The organism is Photorhabdus sp. RM71S, from assembly GCF_042879355.1.
GTDB lineage: Bacteria > Pseudomonadota > Gammaproteobacteria > Enterobacterales > Enterobacteriaceae > Photorhabdus > Photorhabdus kayaii.
This window is the reverse complement of sequence record NZ_JBHFKV010000038.1, coordinates 23,988-44,141: the sequence shown is the minus strand read 5'-3', so window position 1 is coordinate 44,141 and position 20,154 is coordinate 23,988. Positions and strand designations below refer to the sequence as shown.

16 protein-coding genes are annotated in these 20,154 nt (G+C 42.7%); 4 read left to right on the top strand and 12 right to left on the bottom strand.

What is annotated here, in order from left to right:
- The 10 genes from rffA to trxA all read right to left on the bottom strand — a co-directional run bounded on the left by rffA (nucleotide 1) and on the right by trxA (nucleotide 10,833).
- Nucleotides 1–1,131 carry a dTDP-4-amino-4,6-dideoxygalactose transaminase gene (gene rffA, locus ACGF5R_RS17700; protein ID WP_112877303.1) on the bottom strand — a complete coding sequence of 377 codons (1,131 nt, stop codon included), beginning with the start codon at nucleotides 1,129–1,131 and terminating at the stop codon, nucleotides 1–3.
- 1 nt (nucleotide 1,132) lies between these two features.
- On the bottom strand, nucleotides 1,133–1,846 hold the full coding sequence (rffC, locus tag ACGF5R_RS17695; RefSeq protein WP_387692013.1) for a dTDP-4-amino-4,6-dideoxy-D-galactose acyltransferase: 714 nt from the start codon (nucleotides 1,844–1,846) through the stop codon (nucleotides 1,133–1,135).
- On the bottom strand, nucleotides 1,824–2,705 hold the full coding sequence (gene rfbA, locus ACGF5R_RS17690) for a glucose-1-phosphate thymidylyltransferase RfbA (protein WP_387692021.1): 882 nt from the start codon (nucleotides 2,703–2,705) through the stop codon (nucleotides 1,824–1,826). Before rfbA ends, rffC begins: the two co-directional genes overlap by 23 nt.
- A gap of 21 nt (nucleotides 2,706–2,726) precedes the next feature.
- Entirely contained in the window at nucleotides 2,727–3,797 is a 1,071-nt protein-coding gene (rffG, locus tag ACGF5R_RS17685; RefSeq protein WP_112877305.1) for a dTDP-glucose 4,6-dehydratase, read from the bottom strand.
- Entirely contained in the window at nucleotides 3,794–5,056 is a 1,263-nt protein-coding gene (gene wecC, locus ACGF5R_RS17680; RefSeq protein ID WP_387692011.1) for a UDP-N-acetyl-D-mannosamine dehydrogenase, read from the bottom strand. The genes rffG and wecC overlap by 4 nt, the downstream gene beginning before the upstream one ends.
- Before the next feature lie 4 nt (nucleotides 5,057–5,060).
- The gene (gene wecB / locus ACGF5R_RS17675) at nucleotides 5,061–6,182 is read right to left on the bottom strand and encodes a non-hydrolyzing UDP-N-acetylglucosamine 2-epimerase (RefSeq protein WP_112877342.1); all 1,122 of its coding nucleotides are present in this window, start codon (nucleotides 6,180–6,182) and stop codon (nucleotides 5,061–5,063) included.
- Between the two features lie 123 nt (nucleotides 6,183–6,305).
- The gene (wzzE, locus tag ACGF5R_RS17670; protein WP_112877307.1) at nucleotides 6,306–7,361 is read right to left on the bottom strand and encodes an ECA polysaccharide chain length modulation protein; all 1,056 of its coding nucleotides are present in this window, start codon (nucleotides 7,359–7,361) and stop codon (nucleotides 6,306–6,308) included.
- A 29-nt stretch (nucleotides 7,362–7,390) separates the two neighbouring features.
- Nucleotides 7,391–8,476 (bottom strand): UDP-N-acetylglucosamine--undecaprenyl-phosphate N-acetylglucosaminephosphotransferase, encoded by a 1,086-nt coding sequence (gene wecA, locus ACGF5R_RS17665; protein ID WP_112877308.1) that lies wholly within the window; start codon nucleotides 8,474–8,476, stop codon nucleotides 7,391–7,393.
- A gap of 294 nt (nucleotides 8,477–8,770) precedes the next feature.
- Nucleotides 8,771–10,030: a transcription termination factor Rho gene (gene rho, locus ACGF5R_RS17660; protein ID WP_011148733.1), complete on the bottom strand. Its 1,260-nt coding sequence runs from the start codon at nucleotides 10,028–10,030 to the stop codon at nucleotides 8,771–8,773.
- Nucleotides 10,031–10,506: 476 nt separating this feature from the next.
- Nucleotides 10,507–10,833 (bottom strand): thioredoxin TrxA, encoded by a 327-nt coding sequence (trxA, locus tag ACGF5R_RS17655; RefSeq protein ID WP_112877309.1) that lies wholly within the window; start codon nucleotides 10,831–10,833, stop codon nucleotides 10,507–10,509.
- Nucleotides 10,834–10,951: 118 nt separating this feature from the next.
- On the opposite strand from trxA, the gene rhlB reads away from it, so the two are divergent.
- Together rhlB and gppA are read left to right on the top strand one after the other, a co-directional pair.
- Nucleotides 10,952–12,238 carry an ATP-dependent RNA helicase RhlB gene (gene rhlB, locus ACGF5R_RS17650; protein WP_112877310.1) on the top strand — a complete coding sequence of 429 codons (1,287 nt, stop codon included), beginning with the start codon at nucleotides 10,952–10,954 and terminating at the stop codon, nucleotides 12,236–12,238.
- 5 nt (nucleotides 12,239–12,243) lie between these two features.
- The gene (gene gppA, locus ACGF5R_RS17645) at nucleotides 12,244–13,746 is read left to right on the top strand and encodes a guanosine-5'-triphosphate,3'-diphosphate diphosphatase (RefSeq protein WP_112877346.1); all 1,503 of its coding nucleotides are present in this window, start codon (nucleotides 12,244–12,246) and stop codon (nucleotides 13,744–13,746) included.
- Between the two features lie 50 nt (nucleotides 13,747–13,796).
- Here the strand turns inward: gppA and rep are convergent, their stop codons facing one another.
- Entirely contained in the window at nucleotides 13,797–15,824 is a 2,028-nt protein-coding gene (gene rep, locus ACGF5R_RS17640) for a DNA helicase Rep (RefSeq protein WP_387692009.1), read from the bottom strand.
- Between the two features lie 161 nt (nucleotides 15,825–15,985).
- Nucleotides 15,986–17,464 (bottom strand): ketol-acid reductoisomerase, encoded by a 1,479-nt coding sequence (gene ilvC / locus ACGF5R_RS17635; protein ID WP_112877312.1) that lies wholly within the window; start codon nucleotides 17,462–17,464, stop codon nucleotides 15,986–15,988.
- A gap of 197 nt (nucleotides 17,465–17,661) precedes the next feature.
- On the opposite strand from ilvC, the gene ilvY reads away from it, so the two are divergent.
- Both ilvY and ACGF5R_RS17625 read left to right on the top strand, forming a co-directional pair.
- On the top strand, nucleotides 17,662–18,543 hold the full coding sequence (ilvY, locus tag ACGF5R_RS17630; protein ID WP_387692007.1) for an HTH-type transcriptional activator IlvY: 882 nt from the start codon (nucleotides 17,662–17,664) through the stop codon (nucleotides 18,541–18,543).
- Nucleotides 18,544–19,556: 1,013 nt separating this feature from the next.
- The gene (locus tag ACGF5R_RS17625) at nucleotides 19,557–19,955 is read left to right on the top strand and encodes a helix-turn-helix domain-containing protein (RefSeq protein ID WP_240000763.1); all 399 of its coding nucleotides are present in this window, start codon (nucleotides 19,557–19,559) and stop codon (nucleotides 19,953–19,955) included.
- The last annotated feature ends 199 nt before the right edge of the window (nucleotides 19,956–20,154 follow it).

Below are 20,154 nucleotides of genomic sequence, written 5' to 3'. Positions count from 1 at the left end.
TCAGGCGAAGTATTCTCGAATATGTTTAATGACGATCTGCTGTTCAGCGTCTGTTATGTTGTAAAACATCGGCAAGCGCACCAGACGATCACTTTCACAGGTAGTAAAACAGTCTTCTCCGTGAAAACGGCCAAATTTTTCACCGCCGGGGCTAGTGTGCAGAGAAACATAATGGAATACCGTTAATACACCCGCGTCCTTCATATAGCTATTGAATGCCGAGCGTTCTTCAACATCTTTCAGCTTGATATAGAACATATGAGCATTATGCTCCAACCCTTCCGGTATGACGGGCAATGTCAGGAGACCATCATCAGCCAGCGGTTTTAATGTTTGATAATAGGTATTCCACAAGGCAAGGCGACGTTCATTGATTGTCTCAGCTTTCGCTAATTGCGCCCACAAATAAGCAGCCTGAAGCTCCGACATCAGATAACTCGAACCGATATCGCGCCAAGTATATTTATCAACTTGACCACGGAAAAACTGACTACGATTAGTCCCTTTTTCGCGAACAATTTCCGCACGGGAAATCAGTGATTGATCATTGATAAGCGCTGCACCACCTTCACCACCAGAAGAGTAGTTTTTGGTTTCGTGAAAACTGTAGCAACCAATGTGTCCGATAGTTCCCAGTGCGCGTCCTTTATAAGTAGACATTACCCCCTGTGCAGCATCTTCCACGACAAACAGATTATATTTCTCTGCCAAGGCCATGATGGTATCCATTTCACAGGCTACGCCGGCGTAATGCACTGGAACAATCACGCGTGTTTTAGCTGTAATTGCTGCTTCGATTTTGGTTTCATCAATATTCATGGTATCCGGACGAATATCCACGAATACAATGGTTGCTCCACGCAGCACAAACGCGTTAGAACTAGAAACGAAAGTGAAGCTCGGCATAATAACTTCATCACCGGGTTGAACATTCAGCAAAATAGCCGCCATTTCCAGTGAAGCTGTACAGGATGGCGTCAATAAAACTTTCGGGCAATTGAAATGTTGTTCCATCCACTCTTCACAACGCTTGGTGAAACCACCATCCCCGCAAAGCTTACCGCTCTCCATTGCTTGCTTCATGTAATCTAATTCAGTGCCAACGACTGGTGGTCTGTTAAATGGAATCATTTCATCCCCTATATAACCAATACGCGGTGCTTTCAACAAACGCACCACTGCGTGTATAAAGGCGCAAAGCAGCAATGTTGCTGGTTTGTGTCGCAATCCTTAACTGCCGTATTTGGTGGCGTTGACACCACTGCTGCGCCGCCAACATCAATTTTGAGCCAATCCCACGGCCAATATTTCCTGGGAATACAGCCAGTAAACCTACACGAGCCTCTCCTGCTCCTATATCTCGTAAGGTAACAAACCCTGCGGGTTGCCCATTACCCCCATTTACCAGCAAACATTGATGATCAAATGTCCCCAATACCGCTTTTTCCACCCAAGTCGCGTAGAAACGACCACTATCCTGCGGTTGATACCACGGAGTTCGGAAACGACTCAAAGGAAATACGTTGGAAGCTACCTCCTTCAACATCGGGATATCTCGCCGCTCAGCCGAAAGCAACTTACTCTCAGAGTTGTCATTATTAGCATTTTCTATGCCAATCATTAAGGAAAGGTCTACTTCCCCTTCCACTAACGAAAAGCCCAACGCGGATAATCCATCAATAAGATCCAATCGCTGCGCAGGTACTTTAGCTTGCACTAAAGCATACTGTTCTAACTGAGATGAGGTTAGCAGACCAGCATCAGGTGTGAAATCAAGGCGAGCGGTGGATAGCCCAAAATAGTGACTATCCCACTCTAACGGTTCAATATTGGCGCACACGAACATGGAGCAGATCCAGCAGATATTGGCCGTAGCCAGTTTTTGACAAAGATTTTACTGTTTCTCTTAACTGTATATCATCCAGCCAACCATTACGCCAAGCGATCTCTTCAAGACAGGCGATCTTAAAACCTTGACGCTTCTCTACGGTCTGCACAAAAGTACTGGCCTCAATCAGGCTGTCATGAGTGCCAGTATCCAGCCAGGCAAAACCACGCCCTAACAACTCGATGTTTAGTTCACCACGTTCCAAATACATCTGGTTAATACTGGTAATTTCCAGTTCACCTCTGGCAGAAGGCTTGACCTGCTTAGCAAAATCTACTACTTGATTATCGTAGAAATAGAGACCCGTCACCGCCCAGTTGGATTTTGGCTTTTCTGGTTTTTCCTCAATGGAAAGAACGCGGAATGCGTCATCAAATTCCACCACCCCAAACCGCTCAGGATCCATCACTTGATAACCAAAAACAGTCGCCCCTGTTCCACGGGAAACAACATTCCTCAGTTTTGGGCTGAACCCTTGTCCAAAGTAGATATTGTCTCCCAATACCAAGCAGCAAAGCCCGCCGTTGATGAACTCCTCACCAATCAAAAATGCCTGAGCTAAACCATCCGGTGATGGCTGTTCTTTATAGCTTAAGTGAATACCAAATCTGTCACCATCACCTAACAGCCGGCGGAAAGAAGGTAAATCTTCTGGTGTAGAGATAATCAGAATATCACGTATCCCTGCTAGCATGAGTACTGACAAAGGATAGTAGATCATTGGCTTATCATAAATTGGCAGTAATTGTTTGGAAACACCCTGTGTTATCGGATGCAACCGGGTTCCTGATCCACCTGCCAGAATGATCCCTTTCATATTTACTGCCCCCATCGTCATTCAGTTTTTACCTAATCCAAGGCGTTCACCGGCATAAGAGCCGTCTTGAACTTTACGCCACCAGTTTTCATTTTCTAAATACCATTGAACTGTTTTGCGAATACCTGATTCAAATGTTTCTTGTGGTCTCCAGCCTAGATCTCGTTCAACTTTCGCCGCATCAATAGCATAACGCATATCATGGCCTGGGCGATCTGCAACATAAGTAATCAAATCTCGATAATAAGCAATACCCGCTGGTTTCTCAGGACAAAACTCTTCCAGAAGCTCACAAATCGCACAAACCACATCAATATTTTTGCGTTCATTATGACCTCCAATATTGTAGGTTTTGCCCGGTTCAGCTTCTGTCACAACCAAATAGAGCGCTCTGGCATGGTCTTCCACATACAGCCAATCGCGAATTTGTTTCCCTTCACCATATACCGGTAAAGATTTTCCTGCTAATGCATTTAAGATCACCAGTGGGATCAGTTTTTCCGGGAAATGGTAAGGACCATAGTTATTTGAACAATTGGTGATAACGACCGGTAAACCATAAGTCCGGTGCCATGCTCTTACCAGATGATCGCTGGATGCTTTGGACGCCGAATATGGGCTACTTGGCGCATAAGGTGTTGTTTCAGTAAAGAGGCCCTCTTCACCATGTAAATCACCATACACTTCATCTGTTGAAATGTGGTGAAAACGGAAAGCAGCTTGTTTCTCTTCATTGAGTTTCTGCCAGAAAGCACGCGCAGCTTCCAACAAAGTATAAGTACCCACAATGTTGGTTTCGATAAATGCCGCAGGGCCATCAATAGAACGATCCACATGGCTTTCTGCCGCCAAATGCATCACACAATCCGGCTGATATTGTTCAAAGACCCGATCCAGCGCTCCGCGTTGACAGATATCAACCTGCTCAAACACATAACGAGGGCTATCCGCAATCGGGGCAAGAGACGCCAGGTTACCGGCATAAGTCAGGCTATCAACTACAACCACACTGTCTTCTGTATTATCAATAACATGCCGTACAACAGCGGAGCCAATAAAACCTGCACCACCTGTGATTAGAATACGTCTCAACGCCAGACTCCTTTTGTATCCACAATCCACTTCTGTTTAATTTCATGACTATTTACAGCTTTAAACTGATTATGATCTACCAGCATCAACAGAATATCTGCTTCTTCCAGCGCTTTTTCCAGATTAACTAATAGAGTTATTTCCTTCAAGGGAGCGGGTAATTCATGAATATGAGGTTCTACAGCCAGCGTTTCACCTGCATGCCATTGCGCAATCATACCGGTGATATGGGCTGCTGGACTCTCACGCAAATCGTCAATATTTGGTTTAAATGCCAAACCAAAACAGGCAATTTTCACTTCGCTTGCACGTTTTCCACTTTCAGCCAAACAATCCGCAACAGCCGCTTTTACTTGATCCACAACCCACAATGGCTTGTCATCATTAATCATACGTGCTGTATGAATAAGACGTGATTGTTTCGGGTTTTGAGAAACAATGAACCACGGATCAACAGCAATACAATGACCACCCACGCCAGGACCTGGTTGGAGAATATTTACACGCGGATGGCGATTTGCCAAATTGATCAATTCCCACACGTTGATACCTTGATCAGCACAAATCAGGGAAAGTTCGTTGGCAAATGCAATGTTTACATCTCGGAAACTGTTTTCTGTCAGCTTACACATTTCTGCCGTTCTTGAATTAGTGATAACACATTCACCTTCAAGGAAAATTTTATACAGCTCACTAGCTCTGGTTGAAGATTTTGACGTCATACCACCAACAACACGGTCATTCTTAATTAATTCAACCATAACTTGCCCTGGCAACACACGTTCAGGACAGTAAGCGATATCAATATCAGACTCCTCTCCCATCTGTTGTGGGAACGTTAAATCAGGGCGCACTGCTGCCAACCATTCAGCCATCTGCTCCGTCGCGCCTACTGGTGAGGTAGATTCTAAAATAACCAAATCACCTTTTTTCAGAACTGGCGCCACAGATTCGGCTGCGGAACGGACATACGTCATATCCGGCTCATGATCGGCTTTAAAAGGCGTCGGAACAGCTATCAGAAAAGCATCTGCGGGTAACGGAGCAATCACTGCTTTCAGGTAACCGCCTTCTACGGCAACTTTCACCACTTTGCCTAGATCCGGTTCTACAATATGAATTGCACCACGGTTGATGGTTTCTACCGCATGCTGATTGACATCCACGCCAATGACTTTCTTATTACGGGATGCAAACGCTGCCGCCGTTGGCAAACCAATATAACCAAGACCAATAACAGAAATAGTTTCAAAGCTCATAGTGTCACCTGATTTTTTTCAAAGCGTCGAGAATACGTTGACAGGCATCGCCATCCCCGTAAGGATTATGAGCGCGGCTCATTCGCTGATAGGCAGCATCGTCTGTCAACAATCGAGTCACCTCTTCCACGATAGTTCTTGTTTCCGTCCCTACCAAACGTACCGTTCCAGCATCAACCGCCTCTGGCCGTTCAGTAGTATTACGCATTACCAATACCGGCTTTCCTAAAGAAGGGGCTTCTTCCTGAATACCACCGGAATCTGTCAGGAGCATATAGGCATGGTTCATTAGATAAACAAATGGCAAATAATCCTGAGGTTCAATAAGAATAATGTTATCAATATCATGCAAAATGCGCTTTACTGGCTCACTGACATTCGGGTTTAGATGAACCGGATAGACTACTTGCACATCTGGATGAACACGGGCTATCTGTGCCAAAGCTTCACAAATTCGCTCAAATCCGCCACCAAAACTTTCACGACGATGCCCTGTCACCAGAATCATTTTCTTATTAGTATCAATAAACGGGTAGTGCTTCGCCAGCTTACTCCGCATAGCCTCGTCATTCATTATTCGATCGCGTACCCACAACAACGCATCAATTACTGTATTTCCGGTAACAAAAACCCGATTATCTGCAATTGATTCTTTCAATAAATTATTGTGAGAATTTTTTGTCGGAGCGAAATGATACATTGCCAGATGCCCAGCAATCTTACGGTTTGCCTCTTCCGGCCAAGGGGAATAAAGATCACCCGTTCTTAATCCAGCTTCAATGTGACCAACAGGGATACGTTGGTAGAACGCAGCCAAACTGGTTGCCATCGTTGTTGTCGTATCTCCGTGAACCAATACAACATCAGGCTTAAATTCTGCTAAAACAGGCTTCAATCCTTCCAAAATACGACAGGTAATATCCGTTAGATCTTGCCCTGATTTCATAATATTGAGATCAAAATCAGGAGTAATCTCGAAAAGGTGTAACACCTGATCCAACATTTCCCGATGTTGGGCGGTGACACATACTTTCGCTTCGAAGGCTTCATCCTCTGCCAATGCGTGTACTAGCGGAGCCATCTTGATGGCCTCCGGCCGAGTACCAAACACAGTCAACACTTTCACAGTGACTCTCTTATAGTCAGTAACTTGCAGATTTTCCTGCAAACAATACTCTGAATGCCATTTACTCCTGCTGGAGTCGCAGAAAATATCCTTCAGAAACAGTTATTCCTAATAATTATCTGATTATTTACGCGAACATCTAACCAATGCCACGCCGGCTCCCACTAAAGCGCCAACTGCACCCCACATGATCATCAAAAACATTCTGCGAGGGCTGTCTCTGGTAACAGGCTCCTCTGGTGTTCTCAAATAGCGGTAAGCCTGGAATTGATCCTGTAATGTCGGGTGAACATTCAATGCTGCTAACATTGCAATATTTTGGTCATAGTCCACATCATACTTAGGCCCTATTGCTTCCAAAGTCTCAAGTTGAGCCTGTAACAACGGAGCCCCTAACATAAACATTTTTGAATCGGGCAACTGATCCACCGGTGTATCCGTTTGATTGCGCTGAATCCCTTGTTTTTCCGCAATTTTCAGGGACTGCTGTAATACATTCATTTCGCGGTTATAAACCGCTTTAGCGACCATTTCTTGGCGCTTAACCAGTGCATCCATAGATTGGGCACGGGTAACCCATGCACCTTTTACTTCATCATTTAAATGAGTACTGGCACGACTATTGGCAAAAGAAATGTACTGGCGCAGGAGTTGATTTGCTTGTCTAGAAGACTCAGCGGTCAGTTTAATGCTGTCATTCAGCACTTTTTTATCATCATGAGGAATAAACTGAATATTATTGATTAATTCATCTAATAAGGCCGCATCAGCTCTGGCATCGCCCTCCTGCTGCTGTTTGTAATAATCAGATTTCAACCAAAATTCACGGCGAGTATCATATGCAGCAACCTGAGTGATAAACTCCTTATAGGCTTCTTCTGGAATAGACGGTAACTGAGTTTCCAGTGAAATGTTAATGTGAGTATCCAGATTGCGCAAAAACTGCTGCTGAGAGTAATAACTTCCCAACTGATTAGTCGTAGGCAGATCAGTGATTGCGGTGGCACTCCATTTTTGTTGCATCAGATAAGATGCTCCTAACGCCGCGGTTGCGAAAATTATTGCCAGTGCAACGATCCATACCTTTCCATGCCATAACGCCCTGCACAAGGCTCTGATATCTAGCTCATGCTCCAGAGCTTGTTCATCCTGAATAGATTTCGTTTCTGATTTTATCACTGCACAGAACCTCCGCTGATAATAGATGTTTAATGGTTAGCTGAACGGCGCATACGACGCTTTTGCCGTTTAATGAAACGAGCTACCTTCCATACACGCTTGAGGCAATAGCCATACAACACAAATGCAAGCAAGAACAGTGCCAACATTATCCACTCAGGCACAAATTCCAACCATTCTCCAGTAATGCCGACAGCGGCTAATAAAGCGGCAACAACAGTGATTAAAATAAAAGCCTGACGTGATGAGAATCCAGACCGCATAACTAGGTGGTGAATATGTTGCCTGTCAGGAGAAAATGGGCTCATTCCTTTCCGTAACCGGCGGTACATAATAGCAACCATATCCATTAATGGAATGGCAACAATCCACAACGCAGTAACTGGATTAACAGGATGCTCATTCCCCTGAGTAGATTCAATGAGCAGCCAGATAATGGTAAAACCAATCAGTGTACTGCCCGCATCCCCCATAAATACTTTGAAACGTTGGCTTAATAAACCAAGATTAAGGACAATATAAGGGAAAATGGCAGCAATAAATGCAAAACACCATAATGCTAGTGCCGTATTACCACTTTGATACAGTAAGATCCCCAAAGCACCGAAGGAGACACAGGATAATCCGCCTAATAATCCATCTATCCCATCAACCATATTGAATGCATTGATAGCAGCCCAGACAGCAAATAGTGTCACAACATAACTAAACGGTCCAAGTGTCATGTCCCAAGGGCCAAAAGCATAACCAAGACTATCTAATTTCAGTCCAGCAAAATACATCATCGCAATACCAACCAGAGCTTGGATGGCTGCCCGGACCTTAACGCTGATATCAAAACGGTCATCCAATGCGCCGACAAATACCAATACACCGGCACAAACCAAATATAACCACTTGTGAGGAATAAATTCTTTTGTGATAACAAAAGCAAAACAGATGCCAACAAATATTGATATTCCTCCAACCAGAGGCACTAACCCCTGATGACACTTACGATAATTGGGCTTATCAACAAGACCAACTTTCTTTGCTATTTTGCGAGCCATAAACAAAAACGCAAAAGAAAATAGAAAAACATAAAAAATTTCAATATTCATGCTGAGAATATTCACGATGATAACTCTCTGTAAAAAGTAAACACACCCTGGTCATTTATCAACCGAAAACATATGATTTTCTAGCCAGAATCTACCCTCACGAGCGCCTAGCTTACGAAAACACTGCTTATATGAAAAAATTAATGGCCCTTATGCTCTTACATCATTCTTTTAATATTTATTTCAAATATATGGCAGCAGATACAGCTTGCAAAATACATGCCATATATAGCTATAACAGTGCGGTGAATACAAAAAACGCCACGAAACTGTGGCGCTAATTAAAATGATCATGAACTGAGTTAAAAACTATGAACGTTTCATCATGTCAAAGAAATCGTCATTCGTTTTGCTCATAGCCAGTTTGTTGATAAGGAATTCCATCGCATCAATTTCGCCCATCGGATGAATAATTTTACGCAGAATCCACATTTTCTGTAGCTCTTCAGAGGTGGTGAGTAGCTCTTCTTTACGTGTACCAGAACGGTTGTAATCGATAGCTGGGAAGACGCGTTTTTCAGCAATTTTGCGGGAGAGATGCAGCTCCATGTTACCAGTGCCTTTGAACTCTTCGTAAATCACTTCATCCATCTTAGAACCCGTATCCACCAACGCAGTCGCAATAATGGTCAAGCTTCCGCCCTCTTCCACATTACGCGCAGCCCCGAAGAAACGTTTCGGACGATGTAACGCGTTAGCATCCACACCACCAGTCAATACCTTACCGGATGCGGGAACAACAGTGTTATAGGCACGAGCTAAGCGAGTAATAGAGTCAAGCAGAATAATCACATCTTTTTTGTGTTCAACCAGACGTTTTGCTTTCTCAATAACCATCTCTGCCACCTGAACGTGACGAGAAGCAGGTTCATCAAAAGTAGAAGCAATAACCTCACCTTTTACCAGGCGTTGCATTTCAGTGACTTCTTCTGGACGTTCATCAATCAGAAGTACCATCAATACACAATCTGGATGATTGTGGGCAATGTTAGCAGCAATATTTTGCAGCAACATCGTTTTACCCGCTTTTGGTGGCGCGACGATCAGACCACGTTGTCCACGGCCAATCGGGGCAGCCAGATCCAGAACACGGGCAGTCAGATCCTCAGTGGAACCATTACCACGTTCCATACGCAGTCGGCTATTAGCATGCAGCGGGGTTAAGTTTTCAAAAAGAATTTTACTGCGAGCATTTTCTGGTTTGTCAAAATTAACTTCGTTAACCTTCAACAGGGCAAAATAGCGTTCACCTTCTTTAGGTGGACGAATTTTACCTGAAATTGTGTCACCGGTGCGGAGGTTAAAACGACGGATTTGGCTGGGAGAAACGTAGATATCATCGGGGCCGGCAAGGTAAGAGCTGTCTGCTGAACGGAGGAATCCAAAGCCATCCTGCAATATCTCCAACACGCCATCACCGAAGATATCTTCCCCACTTTTCGCATGCTGCTTAAGGATAGAGAAGATAATATCTTGTTTACGCATACGGGCTAGATTTTCCAGCCCCATATTTTCGCCGAGTGTAATCAGTTCAGATACCGGCGTATTCTTTAATTCGGTAAGATTCATAATGGTGGGTTCTTAAACTCGGGGTATATCTCGAACTATGAACGTGAATAGTATGGCAGCGTCATCGATCGGTGCCTGTTTATTTTGTACAAAAACAAATCAGACCTTTAATACATTATTCATATAAAAAGGTAATAATTTGAAGTACTAAGATTGAACTCAAATAAGACTGACAGGCTGTCAAAAACGCTGTTGAGATAATGCTGAAACATTACTGATTTCTATAAAAACTATCTCAACGTAACGAGCTATACGCCAGATTATTCCCGTATAACCCATTGGATATTTTAGACTATCCAGAGATAACAGACTTATCAGACACTACAGATTATTCAGTATGCAACATACTTCTAACATGATGTATGTGATACAAGCAGTAGCGCTAACTTATCACGCTTCTTTACGGACGTCTAGCGGTCAATGAAATAAATAATAGTATACGCTAAACGTCCGGTATTAATGTGAGCTCTCTTCAATCAGAGATTAGCGTCCAAAAATTCTTTCAATTGAGTTTTTGACAGTGCTCCCACTTTTGTAGCAGCAACTTGACCATCTTTAAATAGCAACAGTGTTGGAATACCACGGATACCATATTTAGGAGCAGTTGCCGGGTTTTCATCAATGTTCAGTTTAGTAATAGTCAGTTTGCCGGAATATTCTGGGGCAATTTCATCTAAAATAGGTGCAATCATTTTACATGGTCCACACCACTCAGCCCAAAAATCAACAAGAACCGGACCTGTTGCTTTAAGAACGTCAGTATCAAAGCTAGCATCACTCAAACGAATAATTTTATCGCTCATTTTTTACTCCAAAGAATAATTTTTTACCATGCTAGTGTAACATTACTGATATAAGGTTGCCTTTATTTCAGCGGATACACTTTCGTAAGACAATGGTTAACTGATATTCTACCACACTATGAGTAAAACACACTTGACAGAAAAGAAGTTTTCCGACTTCGCCTTGCACCCCAAGGTTATAGAAGCTCTTGATAATAAGGGCTTTTCTAATTGTACACCGATACAAGCACTGACATTGCCTTTCACTGTCGAAGGTCGTGATGTCGCGGGGCAAGCGCAAACCGGTACGGGGAAGACGCTAGCATTTTTAGCGTCTGCTTTTCATTATTTACTGACTCATCCCGCAGCGGAGGAGCGTCAAACCAATCAGCCAAGAGCGCTGATTATGGCTCCTACCCGCGAGCTCGCTGTACAGATTTACTCTGATGCAGAAGATCTGGCACAGGCAACAGGTCTAAAGATGGGTCTTGCCTACGGCGGTGATGGTTACGACAAACAGCTGAAAATACTAGGATCCGGTGTTGACATCCTTATCGGCACTACCGGACGTCTAATCGACTATACCAAACAGGGGCACATTAATCTGAATGCGGTCCAAGTTGTGGTTCTTGATGAAGCTGATCGCATGTATGATCTCGGTTTTATCAAAGATATCCGCTGGCTATTCCGTCGAATGCCATCAGCAAACGAACGTATGAACCTACTGTTTTCTGCCACACTCTCTTACCGAGTCCGAGAACTGGCATTTGAGCAAATGAATCATGCAGAGTATGTCGAGGTAGAACCGTTACAGAAAACGGGACACCGTATCCGCGAAGAGCTGTTTTATCCTTCTAATGAAGAAAAGATGCGCCTGCTTCAAACGTTATTGGAAGAAGAGTGGCCTGATCGATGCATTATTTTCGCCAATACAAAACATCGTTGTGAAGATATCTGGGCGCATCTGGCTGCTGACGGACATCGAGTTGGGTTACTAACCGGTGATGTAGCACAAAAAAAACGGTTACGCATTCTGGAAGAATTCAGCAACGGCAATATTGATATTCTAGTTGCAACTGATGTCGCAGCCCGTGGATTGCACATTCCTTCAGTCACTCATGTTTTTAATTATGACCTACCAGACGACTGCGAGGATTATGTTCACCGCATTGGCCGTACTGGTCGTGCAGGTGAAAGTGGCTATTCGATCAGCCTAGCCTGTGAAGAATATGCACTAAACCTGCCAGCGATTGAAGATTATATTCAACACCCTATCCCGGTCAGCAAATATGACAGTCAAGCCTTGCTGAAAGATTTACCGGTACCTAAACGCCGACACCGTCCGCGTTCAGGAAACCATCAGCGTCGTAACAACTTGTCGCATCGTAATAATACACCACGTAATAACCGTAAACGTTCAGGCTGAAAATGATGCTGAGTTCTTCTTCGCTCTATGCGGCTATCGACCTAGGTTCAAACAGTTTTCACATGCTGGTTGTGCGTGAAGTATCCGGCAGTATGCAGATACTGGCACGAATCAAACGTAAAGTCAGGCTGGCCGCTGGATTAGATAAAAATAACCGCTTATCTCAACAGGCAATGGAGAGAGGCTGGCAATGTCTCAGGATTTTTTCTGAACGCTTACAGGATATACCTCCATCACAAATCCGCGTTGTTGCTACGGCAACTTTACGCATCGCTGAAAATTCAGACGCATTTGTGAAAAAAGCATCAGAAATCCTTGATTGTCCGGTTAAGGTAATCAGTGGCGAAGATGAAGCTCGGCTTATTTATCAAGGCGTTGCTCATACAACTGGCGGCCCTGAAAAACGTCTGGTTGTCGATATTGGTGGTGCAAGTACAGAACTGGTTACGGGGAATGGGGCAAAAGCCTCTCAGTTATCCAGCCTAAGTATGGGTTGTGTTACCTGGCTTGAAGGCTACTTTAATGACCGTAGCCTGACGGAAGAAAATTTCGCCAGAGCCGAAGCTGCCGCACATGAAACGTTGAAACCCATTGCCCCAAAACTGATCGAACAAGGCTGGCAGATTTGTGTAGGTGCTTCCGGTACCGTTCAGGCTCTGCAAGAAATCATGATTGCTCAAGGTATGGATGAGCTGATCACTTTGCCGAAACTTCAGGAGCTCAAACATAAAGCGATTGAATGCGGTAAGCTGGAAGAGCTGGAAATAGAAGGATTGACGCTGGAACGGGCTTTGGTTTTCCCAAGTGGCCTTGCTATCCTGATAGCGATTTTCCAGGCATTAAATATTGACAGTATGATCCTTGCGGGCGGCGCTTTACGGGAAGGTCTTGTTTACGGCATGCTGGATTTACCAATAGAACCAGATATTCGTACCAGAACACTACGAAATATACAGCGACGTTTTCAGTTAGACGTTGAACAGTCTCAACGGGTCAAACAATTGGCTGAACACTTCCTACAACAGATTGCTAAACCTTGGGAGCTTGATAGCCGATGTCATGAATTATTACAAAGCGCCTGTCTGATACATGAAATTGGCCTAAGTATTGATTTCCATCATGCTCCATCACATGCAGCCTATCTGATCAATTATCTCGCTCTCCCCGGCTATACGCCTGCGCAGAAAAAACTCTTAGCCACATTGCTAAAGAACCAGAGTGGCCCTATTGATTTGTTTTCCTTTAATCAACAAAACGCCTTACCTCTGATACAAGCTCAACGTTTATGTCGTCTGTTGCGGTTAGCTATCATCTTTGCCAACCGTCGTCGAGATGACACGCTCCCTGCTCTACATTTAAAAGTGAATGATGAAGCGTTAACAATAACGTTACCTCATGGCTGGCTAATGCAACACCCTCTGAGGGCAGAGTCTTTACAGCAGGAAATCCAGTGGCAAAGCCATGCTCAATGGTCACTTGTTTTAGGCGAGCAGGATACTCAAACCTGAATAAAATCACTTTCCCTGTATCTCTGTGATACAGGGAATCTCCAACATATTTACGACTTATTTTTTTGTCCAAGCCCTAAACGCGATTTGATATCCGCGATACGCGATTGCCCTTTTTGCATTCTTTCTTCTGCTGTCACTATTTTTTTATCTTGTGACCAATGTAAGTCATCCTGTGGCAACTCATGCAAAAAACGGCTTGGTTCTGGACGGATTAATTCGCCATATTGACGACGCTCTTTACATAAAGTAAAAAATAACTCCCGTTGAGCACGGGTGATCCCTACATAAGCCAGTCGTCGCTCTTCATCAATATTTTCTTCATCAATACTGCTCTGATGAGGCAACAGCCCTTCTTCCATGCCGACCAGAAATACATAGGGAAACTCCAATCCTTTAGAAGCATGTAGAGTCATCAATTGCACCTGATCAAACTCCTCACCATCTTCGCCTCGCTCCAGCATATCCCGTAATGTGAAACGCGCGACCACCTGAGATAAAGTCATTGCTTCGTTCAGTTCATCACCTTCCAGCATTTCACTCATCCAAGTGAATAACTGATTAATATTTTTCATCCGCATTTCAGCCGCTTTCGGACCCGGGGATGTTTCGTACAGCCAGCTTTCATAATCCATACCATGTAGTAGATCACGCACAGCTAGCAAAGGATCTCGTTCAACCTGACGAGTTATCTCATCCATCCAGTGAGTAAAACGCTGTAATGCCGCCAAACCGCGGCCAGTTAGACTTTGTTCCAAACCAAGATCGAAACTAGCCTGATAGAGACTTTTATTGCGCTGATTCGCCCACTCACTCAGTTTTTGAATGGTAGCCGCACCAATTTCACGTCTTGGTGTATTGACAATTCTTAGGAACGCACTGTCATCTTCGGGATTAGTCAGCACCCGCAGATAAGCTAGCAAATCCTTAATTTCAGGGCGGGCAAAGAAAGAAGTACCACCAGAAATCCGGTAAGGAATGCGGTTTTGCATCAGCATCTTTTCAAACACGCGGGATTGATGATTTCCTCGGTAGAGAATAGCGTAATCTTTATATTGGGTCTTATTGATAAAGTGATGTGCCATCAGCTCCCCAATAACCCTTTCCGCCTCATGTTCTTCATTATTAGCTGTAATCACTTTCAATGGATCACCATACCCCAGTTCAGAAAAAAGCCGTTTTTCAAACACGTGAGGGTTATTGGCGATCAAAATATTAGCTGCTTTCAGAATACAGCCAGAGGAACGATAATTCTGTTCCAGTTTAATCACATTAAGCTTTGGGAAATCCTCTTTCAGTAACACCAAATTTTGTGGTCTTGCGCCGCGCCATGAATAGATCGACTGGTCATCATCACCCACCACCGTAAAACGAGCCCTTTGCCCCACCAACAATTTAACCAGTTGATATTGACTGGTATTGGTGTCCTGATATTCATCTACCAACAGATAACGGATACGGTTTTGCCAACGCTCTCTGACTTCATCATCATGCTGCATCAACAAAGTCGGTTTGGTAATCAGATCGTCAAAATCCAATACATTACAGCTCGCCAGATGTAAATCATAACGGCGATAACATTCAGCAAACTGATGCTCCTGAGCAGAACGGGCCAATGCCAAAACTTGCTGTGGAGAAAGCAGATCATTTTTCCAGTTTGAAATGGCAGAGATCAATTTTTGTAATAGATCTTTATCTTCCTCCAGTAAATCAGCTGTTAAATCTTTCAACAGGGCCATCTGATCCTGATCATCAAACAACGAGAAATTGCTTTTCATTCCTAACGCTTTGTACTCGCGCTTAATGATTTCCAACCCCAACGTGTGGAAAGTAGAAATCATCAGCCCCTTAGCCTCTTTGCGCCCCAGAGTTTGTGCCATACGCTCTTTCATTTCCCGTGCGGCTTTATTAGTAAACGTCACAGCGGCGATATGACGAGGCTGATAGCCACAAATGCGGATAAGATGAGCAATTTTATTGGTAATCACTCTAGTTTTGCCGGAACCTGCCCCAGCCAGGACCAGACAAGGACCGGTAACAAATTCGACAGCTTGTTGTTGGCTAGGATTTAATCGCATGATGTTTAATAAGTTATATCAGGACAGTATCTCAGGGGATAGAATTGTAGCAGAAAGGGGAGAAAGGAAACGCGGTTTTCTTTGTGAAGAAAAAGGACTCTACTGGTTGATAAATATTAAATGCAAAGAGGGAGAATTTCTCCCCCTTATCTTTATCAATATCAACCGCCAACAGCAATACGTTTCATATCTGTCATGTAACCACGTAATACGCGGCCAACAACTTCAATTGGGTGGTTACGAATAGCCTCATTTACATCGCGTAACTGGGCGTTATCGATACCGTTATCAACAACGAGTTTACCTAAATCACCCGCCTGTAGCGAACCCATAAACTTCTCTTTCAGCAGTGGGACCGCAACATGAGAGAACAAATAGTTACCATATTCTGCTGTATCAGAAATAACAACATTCATTTCGTACAGGCGCTTACGAGAGATAGTATTCGCAATCAGCGGTAATTCATGCAGAGATTCATAATAGGCAGATTCAGCAATAATACCGGTATCAACCATAATTTCGAATGCCAGTTCAACTCCAGCTTTCACCATAGCAACCATTAAAACGCCATGATCAAAGTATTCCTGCTCACTGATTTTGCCATCATATTCAGGTGAATTCTCAAACGGAGTGTTACCGGTTTCCTCACGCCAACCTAACAGTTTCTTATCATCATTGGCCCAATCAGCCATCATACCGGAGGAAAATTCACCAGAAATGATATCATCCATATGTTTCTGGAACAGCGGCGTCATCATTTCTTTCAACTGCTCAGACAAAGCATACGCTCGCAGTTTTGCCGGGTTAGACAGGCGATCCATCATCAGGGTAATGCCACCTTGTTTCAGTGCTTCTGTGATGGTCTCCCAGCCAAACTGGATCAGCTTTCCTGCATAACCCGGTTCAACGCCATCTGCCACCAGTTTGTCATAACACAACAGTGAACCCGCCTGTAACATACCGCACAGAATAGTTTGCTCACCCATCAGATCAGATTTCACTTCAGCCACGAAAGAAGATTCCAGAACACCGGCGCGATGCGCACCTGTTGCCGCTGCCCATGCCTTAGCGATTGCCATACCTTCACCTTTCGGATCGTTTTCCGGGTGAACTGCAATCAAAGTAGGAACACCAAAACCCCGTTTGTATTCTTCACGTACTTCCGTACCAGGACACTTAGGCGCTACCATCACCACAGTGATGTCTTTACGGATTTGTTCACCTACTTCAACAATATTTAAACCGTGAGAATAACCCAGTGCAGCGCCTTCTTTCATCAATGGTTGAACTGCGCGAACAACAGAAGAGTGTTGCTTATCTGGCGTCAAGTTAATTACCAAATCAGCCTTCGGTATTAACTCTTCATAAGTGCCGGCTTGAAAACCATTTTCCGTTGCTTTACGCCATGAAGCACGTTTTTCTTCAATGGCCTCTTTACGCAGGGCATAAGTGATATCCAGACCTGAGTCACGCATATTCAGGCCCTGATTCAGTCCCTGCGCTCCGCAACCGACGATAACCACTTTTTTACCTTTTAAAAATCCTGTTTCATCAACAAACTCTTCCCGCGCCATAAAACGACATTTACCTAACTGCGCCAACTGCTGACGCAAATTCAGCGTATTAAAATAATTCGCCATTAGTGACTCCGTTATCATGTTGTGCTCAGCGCTCAGCAATGAAATGCTGTGACTGTTTTTTAGATTTCCCCACCCTGTGGGGTGTTTATATATTTTCAATATACGACATGAAAGCCATTGCTTAAATTGATATATTAACAATACTACATTGCACTTTATGCAATACAGATTATTGGACAGGAAAAGGAGAATAGGCTATGGATATACGCGACCTCAAACTGTTTCTACATCTGGCTGAAAGCTGTCATTTTGGTCGTACAGCAAAAGCAATGCATATCAGTCCATCCACATTATCTCGCCAGATTCAGCGTATTGAAGATATTTTAGGGCATCCATTATTTTTACGGGATAATCGCACTGTAAAATTGACCTTTGCCGGTGAGCAATTTAAACAATTCGCCCAACAGACACTGTTGCAATACCAGCAACTAAAACACTCATTGAATCAACAAAGCCCATCTCTAAGCGGCGAGTTACGTCTGTTTTGTTCGGTCACCGCAGCCTACAGTCACTTACCACAGATCCTAGACCGTTTTCGTGCGGAACATCCTATGGTTGAAATCAAACTCACCACAGGTGATGCCGCAGATGCGGTCAATAAGATACAGTCTAATGATGCCGATTTAGGCATCGCCGGTAAGCCGGAAAAACTACCAGATAATGTCAGCTTCACCAAAATCGGTGAAGTCCCACTGGTACTGATTGCGCCTTCCCTCCCTTGCTCTGTACGAGCACTTGTAATACAAAAGTCCCCTGACTGGAATAGCATTCCCTTCATTTTGCCGGAACATGGCCCTTCACGTAAGCGCATTGAGCACTGGTTCCGTCACCATAAAATTACCAACCCATCGATTTACGCTACCGTGTCCGGTCATGAAGCCATTGTTTCTATGGTTGCATTGGGTTGTGGAGTGGCATTAATTCCCAATGTCGTTGTAGAAAACAGCCCTGAACCGGTACGCAGTCGCATATCTTTATTGGGCAACATCTCTCTAGTAGAACCGTTCGAATTGGGTATATGTGTACAGAGAAAGCGGCTTAATGAACCCCTGATTAAAGCATTTTGGGGATTGTTATAACAAACTGCCCTAACAGGTCTTTTTATTCATTACAAGCCTGATACAACTTATTTTCGGTATTATACCAATACACTTATAATTTATGTGGCCTAATTCACAAAGAACATAAAAATATAACCATATTGTTCTCATGATAATATGTTTAATATAAGTTATAACCAATCAAAATAATTATATGAAAATATTGGCTCCTCATTAAATTTTTGGTCATTAATTATGTCACTAAAGAAAATACTTTTAATTATATCAAGTAGATAGTAGCTATTTAACGTTAAACAATTTAGATATTGTTAAGATTGACCAGCAAAAAACAGAGTGGAAAATAATTCTTTTCGCCATGTCATAACGATATATTCCAATAGTGAAATTATTTTTTCCAGATACCAAAGGAGGCGGCTTCATAATAATGATTTAATGGTATTGTGACGATATAGTAACTAATAATAATTATTTGATGAGTTAATATAATTTAATTAAAAAATAACATCAAGGATTCATAATAATTAAATAAAATAATTAATTCAAATACACAAAACAATTTAATAAAGGACACCATCATGTTACACAAAATAGACAAATCACCGTATTTTATTAAATTCTATAAATTTCATCTACAAGATCTCGTCTTCTCTTATAATATGCAAACAGAATGGCATCATCATCCTTGCATCCAATTAAGTGTATCACCACATAATTCACTCATGAGGGTTGATACCGAAAATGAATCGAGACAAGTACATGGATTCATTATTTCTTCTAATATTAAACATAGATTACACTCGGAAGGGCAACTCTGCTTTAATCTACTGATAGACCTAGCCAATCCACTATGTCATTTATTACTACATCAAATGAGAGGCTCAGATATAGTATACTTAAATCAAGAATCATCCAGTTTAATAGCAAATTACTTTATTAATTGTTTACAGTCAGAAACCTCTCCAGATATTTTCATCTTAAATAACCTTTTAGGTAAAATAGAAGATTGCCATTGTTATCAGGACAAACGAATCATGAAAGCAGCCTCTCTTATTACTGAATTACCGGTTAAATGTATATCTTCTCGTGAAATATCAAACCAACTCTATTTATCCGAAAGCCGATTCTTACATCTATTTAGAGAAAAGATGGGAACTAATTTCCGTAGTTATCTATTATGGAAACGTCTGCATCATGCTATTGATGAGATACATTCATCAGATTCACTGACTTTATTAGCTTGTAATAGTGGATTTTCAGATGGCGCACACTTCAGTCGTACCTGTATGACGCTATATGGATTAAGGCCCTCTGAATTAAAACATGCCAGTAAGAACAGAATTCAGCAAGCACAACAAAAATATTTCAATTTATCATCAACATTAACAGGTCTAAATTTTACAAAGAAAAATATCTGTGTTATGAATAAATAATATTTTTGATACATTACCTAAAATAAATAATTTCTATTTATAACCGTTATTATCAAAGCCAATATGTTAGAGATTCTGTATCATTTTATTCCTAATAGCACATTTACTATATTATGCACTCTTAGTAATGATACAGAATTCAGAATAACACCATAACAATACTACCTAATAAACCATCAATCCACGACAAATAAAACAT

What these genes read in the sequence shown, in the direction of transcription:
- rffA (WP_112877303.1), bottom strand. Translation starts at nt 1,131, where the DNA reads ATGATTCCATTTAACAGACCACCAGTCGTTGGCACTGAATTAGATTAC.
- rffC (WP_387692013.1), bottom strand. Translation starts at nt 1,846, where the DNA reads ATGTTCGTGTGCGCCAATATTGAACCGTTAGAGTGGGATAGTCACTAT.
- rfbA (WP_387692021.1), bottom strand. Translation starts at nt 2,705, where the DNA reads ATGAAAGGGATCATTCTGGCAGGTGGATCAGGAACCCGGTTGCATCCG.
- wecC (WP_387692011.1), bottom strand. Translation starts at nt 5,056, where the DNA reads ATGAGCTTTGAAACTATTTCTGTTATTGGTCTTGGTTATATTGGTTTG.
- rho (WP_011148733.1), bottom strand. Translation starts at nt 10,030, where the DNA reads ATGAATCTTACCGAATTAAAGAATACGCCGGTATCTGAACTGATTACA.
- trxA (WP_112877309.1), bottom strand. Translation starts at nt 10,833, where the DNA reads ATGAGCGATAAAATTATTCGTTTGAGTGATGCTAGCTTTGATACTGAC.
- rhlB (WP_112877310.1), top strand. Translation starts at nt 10,952, where the DNA reads ATGAGTAAAACACACTTGACAGAAAAGAAGTTTTCCGACTTCGCCTTG.
- gppA (WP_112877346.1), top strand. Translation starts at nt 12,244, where the DNA reads ATGCTGAGTTCTTCTTCGCTCTATGCGGCTATCGACCTAGGTTCAAAC.
- rep (WP_387692009.1), bottom strand. Translation starts at nt 15,824, where the DNA reads ATGCGATTAAATCCTAGCCAACAACAAGCTGTCGAATTTGTTACCGGT.
- ilvC (WP_112877312.1), bottom strand. Translation starts at nt 17,464, where the DNA reads ATGGCGAATTATTTTAATACGCTGAATTTGCGTCAGCAGTTGGCGCAG.
- ilvY (WP_387692007.1), top strand. Translation starts at nt 17,662, where the DNA reads ATGGATATACGCGACCTCAAACTGTTTCTACATCTGGCTGAAAGCTGT.
- ACGF5R_RS17625 (WP_240000763.1), top strand. Translation starts at nt 19,557, where the DNA reads ATGAAAGCAGCCTCTCTTATTACTGAATTACCGGTTAAATGTATATCT.